The organism is Aestuariivirga sp., from assembly GCF_044238155.1.
In the GTDB taxonomy this organism is placed as follows: Bacteria; Pseudomonadota; Alphaproteobacteria; order Rhizobiales; family Aestuariivirgaceae; genus Aestuariivirga.
In genome coordinates this window covers 1-3,575 of record NZ_JBIIDX010000224.1, presented here as the reverse complement: position 1 = coordinate 3,575, position 3,575 = coordinate 1, and the positions used below count along the sequence as shown (strand labels likewise).

Below are 3,575 nucleotides of genomic sequence, written 5' to 3'. Positions count from 1 at the left end.
ACCGTGTCGACCGGCTCATCAACCTGGTTGGCGAACTTGTCATCAATCAGGCCATGCTCACGCAGCGCGTTCTCCACTCCAGCCATGTCCGCGATCGTGAGGTGACGAGCAGCCTTGAGGAACTCGAACGCCTGACGCGTGAAATCCAGGAAAGTGTCATGGCCATTCGAGCCCAGCCCGTGCGCCCTCTGTTTCAGCGCATGTCACGCATTGTGCGCGAAGTGGCTGATGCGACAGGCAAGGATGTGCGCCTGCGTACCGAGGGAGAGGCGACCGAGGTCGACAAGACGGTGGTCGAACTGCTTGCCGACCCACTCACCCACATGATCAGAAATGCCGTTGATCACGGACTCGAGACTCCGGACCAGCGCGTTTCCGCCGGAAAGGCCCCGGAAGGCACGGTGCGGCTTGCCGCGGCACATCGCTCCGGGCGCGTCATCATCGAGGTCAGCGATGATGGTGCAGGCATCAACCGCCCGCGCGTGTTGCAGAAGGCAATTGCCAACGGCCTTGTGCCCGCCGATGCCCAACTTAGCGACAGCGAGATTGACAATCTCCTGTTTCTGCCGGGCTTCTCAACGGCTCAGGCGATTTCCAACATCTCCGGCCGCGGCGTTGGCATGGATGTGGTCAAGCGCTCGATCCAGGCGCTCGGTGGGCGGATTTCCATCGCATCATCACCTGGCGTGGGGTCCAGCTTCACGCTGAGCCTGCCTCTCACGCTGGCGGTTCTCGATGGCATCGTGGTTACGGTCGACGCCCAGACATTCGTCATCCCGCTGACGGCAATTGTTGAGACGGTAAAGCATGAACAGTCCCGCATTTATCCCGTTGGCGACAATTCCTTTGTTCTGCGCGTACGTGATGTAATGGTTCCCCTCATAGACGTCGGTGCTGAGCTGGGTGTCCGCCCTATTGCCGGTAAGGTGCGCTCCGGCGTCGCCATTCTGATCGAGACAGCAAATGGCAGCCGCAGCGCATTGCTTGTCGACAATATTCAGGATCAGCGGCAGGTGGTGATCAAGAGTCTTGAAACCAACTACAAGCGCGTTGACGGCATTGCCGCCGCCACGATTCTTGGTGATGGGCGGGTTGCCATGATCCTCGATGTCGATGCGCTGGTTGGCCTGCGCCATCACGAGTGGAGCCCCTCCGAGAATTCTCTTGCAAAAGCGAGTTGAGCCATGATCGAGAAATCACCCAAGGATCTTGCCCGCGAAGCAGAATTTGTCGCCTTCCGCACAGGCAGCCTGGAGTTCTGCATTAACATCATGTCAGTCCGGGAAATCCGCGGCTGGACCCCCGCGACCGCAATACCACGTGCCCCTGCATACATCCGTGGCGTCATAAATTTGCGTGGCGTTGTCTTGCCGATCGTCGATCTCGGTGTTCGGCTGGGGCTGCCTGGAACCGAGCCAACGGCTCGTCACGTGATCATTGTGGCGCAGGTTGGCGAACGTGCGGCCGGTCTGCTGGTTGATTCGGTCTCTGACATTCTGTCAGTCGAGGACTCGAGCATTCAACCCACGCCGGATGTTGCCTCAAATCTTGCACGCATGTTTGTGCGCGGCGTCATTGCCATGGATGGCCGCATGATCTCCGTCATCACGCTGGACAATGTTCTGCCTGCCATGGAGCTCGAGGCGGCATGAGACATTCCGCTGCGACCTCTGTGGCTTCGCCCAAGCCACAGCCGCTCGCGGCTGGCGAGTTTGGCTTCGAGACAGGCGATTTCGAGTTCATCGCTACTGCGCTTTATGAAGACGCAGGCATCCATTTGCCGTCGACCAAGGCAAACCTCGTCTACTCCCGACTTGCCAAGCGCCTCAGGGCCCTTGGGCTCGAGAGTTTCAGCGAATACTGCGCCCTGATCGGCTCCGAGAGCGGCAGTGCCGAACGTGCCCAGATGATTTCTGCGCTCACAACCAATGTGACCCGTTTCTTTCGGGAGCCGCATCACTTTGAACACATGAGGCAAGAGATTGTGTCTCCGCTCGTCAAGGACATCCGCGGGGGCAAGCGCCTGCGCATCTGGTCTGCGGGCTGTTCCAGTGGACAGGAGCCTTATTCGATTGCGCTGACGGTGCTGTCCAGCCTGCCTGATGCCAGGTCCTATGATGTCCGCGTTCTGGCAACAGACATCAACCCCCAGGTACTCGAAACAGCCCGCCGCGGCGTTTATTCCGCCGAAGAAATTGCCGGCATTCCGCCAGAGCTTCGGCGCAGCTGGCTCGAGTCGGCAGGCGCGGGGCAGAGCCGTCTTGATGAAGGTCCGCGGGGCCTGGTCACGTTCCGGCAGCTCAACCTGATCAGTGCATGGCCCATGCGCGGCCCGTTTGATGCCGTATTCTGTCGTAACGTGGTGATCTATTTCGATGAGAAGACGCAGATGCGGCTTCTGAACCGTATATCGAGCCTCATCCGGCCTGGTGGCTATCTCTATCTTGGTCATTCAGAGAGGCTGATTGGCCCGGCCGAGGTGCTGTTCAAGCTTGATGGAACCACCGTTTACCGCAAGCGGGGAGGAGCGCTGACATGACTGCGATCAAGGTGCTTGTTGTTGATGACTCGCCCACCATGCGGCAGCTGGTGAGCCGTGTTCTGGACAATGATCCTGAGATTGACGTCGTTGGATCTGCCAAGTCGGCCCAGCAGGCGCGTGAGCTGATCAAGCTGCTGACGCCTGATGTGATGACACTCGATGTCGAGATGCCAGAGATGGACGGCCTTTCGTTTCTTGAGAAGGTGATGCGGCTGCGGCCGATGCCGGTGGTGATGGTATCAACACTGACGGCAAAAGGAACCGATACCACGATCGCTGCTCTGGCGCTGGGTGCAGTGGATTGTGTTGTGAAGCCATCAGCGGATAATCCCAATAGTTTTGATGAATTGCCCGCCAAGATCAAGATCGCGGCCAAGGTCAAGCGCCGTGCGCCGACTGTTCAGGCGGTTGTCCAGACACCAAAGGTCAGTGCATCCTACCAGCCAGATGGCAAGGTGATTGGAATTGGCTCGTCCACCGGCGGTGTCGAGGCCTTGATTTCGGTCCTCACGGCGTTCCCAGCCAACTGTCCACCGACCCTGATCACCCAGCACATGCCCCCGGTGTTTACCCGCAACCTGGCGACGCGGCTTGACAAGATGTGTGCGCCACGGGTCGTCGAAGCAAGTATTGGTGCGCCGCTGGCCAACGGAACTGTCTACATCGCGCCCGGCGGGGATCTGCATCTTGAGGTCGCGGGCCGTACGACATTCGCCTGTGCTTTGAAGCCGGGTGGCCTGATCAACGGTCATTGCCCGTCGGTCGACCGTCTCTTCTCTTCCATGGCGCGCTCTCTTGGCCCCCGGGCGATTGGAGTCCTGCTCACAGGTATGGGTCGTGATGGCGCCCAGGGTCTGCTTGACATCCATCAGGCGGGTGGGCGGACGATCGCACAGGACGAGGCAAGCTCCATCGTCTACGGCATGCCGAAGGCGGCAATGGAGCTCGGTGCGGTTGACATGCAGTATTCAATCGCACGTATCGGACATGCTGTGATCGAGGCAACGGCCAGCAGGCCATAGTGGAGTGTATC

Annotated in this window: 4 protein-coding genes; all 4 read left to right on the top strand. The window is 59.4% G+C overall.

Annotation, left to right across the window (positions count from 1 at the left end; all coding sequences use genetic code 11):
* Window positions 1-1,181 (top strand): chemotaxis protein CheA (locus ACILRN_RS16260; RefSeq protein WP_395690010.1); only part of this gene is annotated, 1,181 nt, incomplete at its 5' end.
* A 3-nt stretch (window positions 1,182-1,184) separates the two neighbouring features.
* Window positions 1,185-1,652, top strand: a complete 468-nt coding sequence (locus ACILRN_RS16255) for a chemotaxis protein CheW (RefSeq protein ID WP_395690009.1) — start codon at window positions 1,185-1,187, stop codon at window positions 1,650-1,652.
* On the top strand, window positions 1,649-2,539 hold the full coding sequence (locus ACILRN_RS16250) for a CheR family methyltransferase (protein WP_395690008.1): 891 nt from the start codon (window positions 1,649-1,651) through the stop codon (window positions 2,537-2,539). The genes ACILRN_RS16255 and ACILRN_RS16250 overlap by 4 nt, the downstream gene beginning before the upstream one ends.
* Window positions 2,536-3,564 carry a chemotaxis response regulator protein-glutamate methylesterase gene (locus tag ACILRN_RS16245; protein ID WP_395690007.1) on the top strand — a complete coding sequence of 343 codons (1,029 nt, stop codon included), beginning with the start codon at window positions 2,536-2,538 and terminating at the stop codon, window positions 3,562-3,564. The genes ACILRN_RS16250 and ACILRN_RS16245 overlap by 4 nt, the downstream gene beginning before the upstream one ends.
* Window positions 3,565-3,575 lie beyond the last annotated feature (11 nt).

What these genes read in the sequence shown, in the direction of transcription:
- ACILRN_RS16255 (WP_395690009.1), top strand. Translation starts at nt 1,185, where the DNA reads ATGATCGAGAAATCACCCAAGGATCTTGCCCGCGAAGCAGAATTTGTC.
- ACILRN_RS16250 (WP_395690008.1), top strand. Translation starts at nt 1,649, where the DNA reads ATGAGACATTCCGCTGCGACCTCTGTGGCTTCGCCCAAGCCACAGCCG.
- ACILRN_RS16245 (WP_395690007.1), top strand. Translation starts at nt 2,536, where the DNA reads ATGACTGCGATCAAGGTGCTTGTTGTTGATGACTCGCCCACCATGCGG.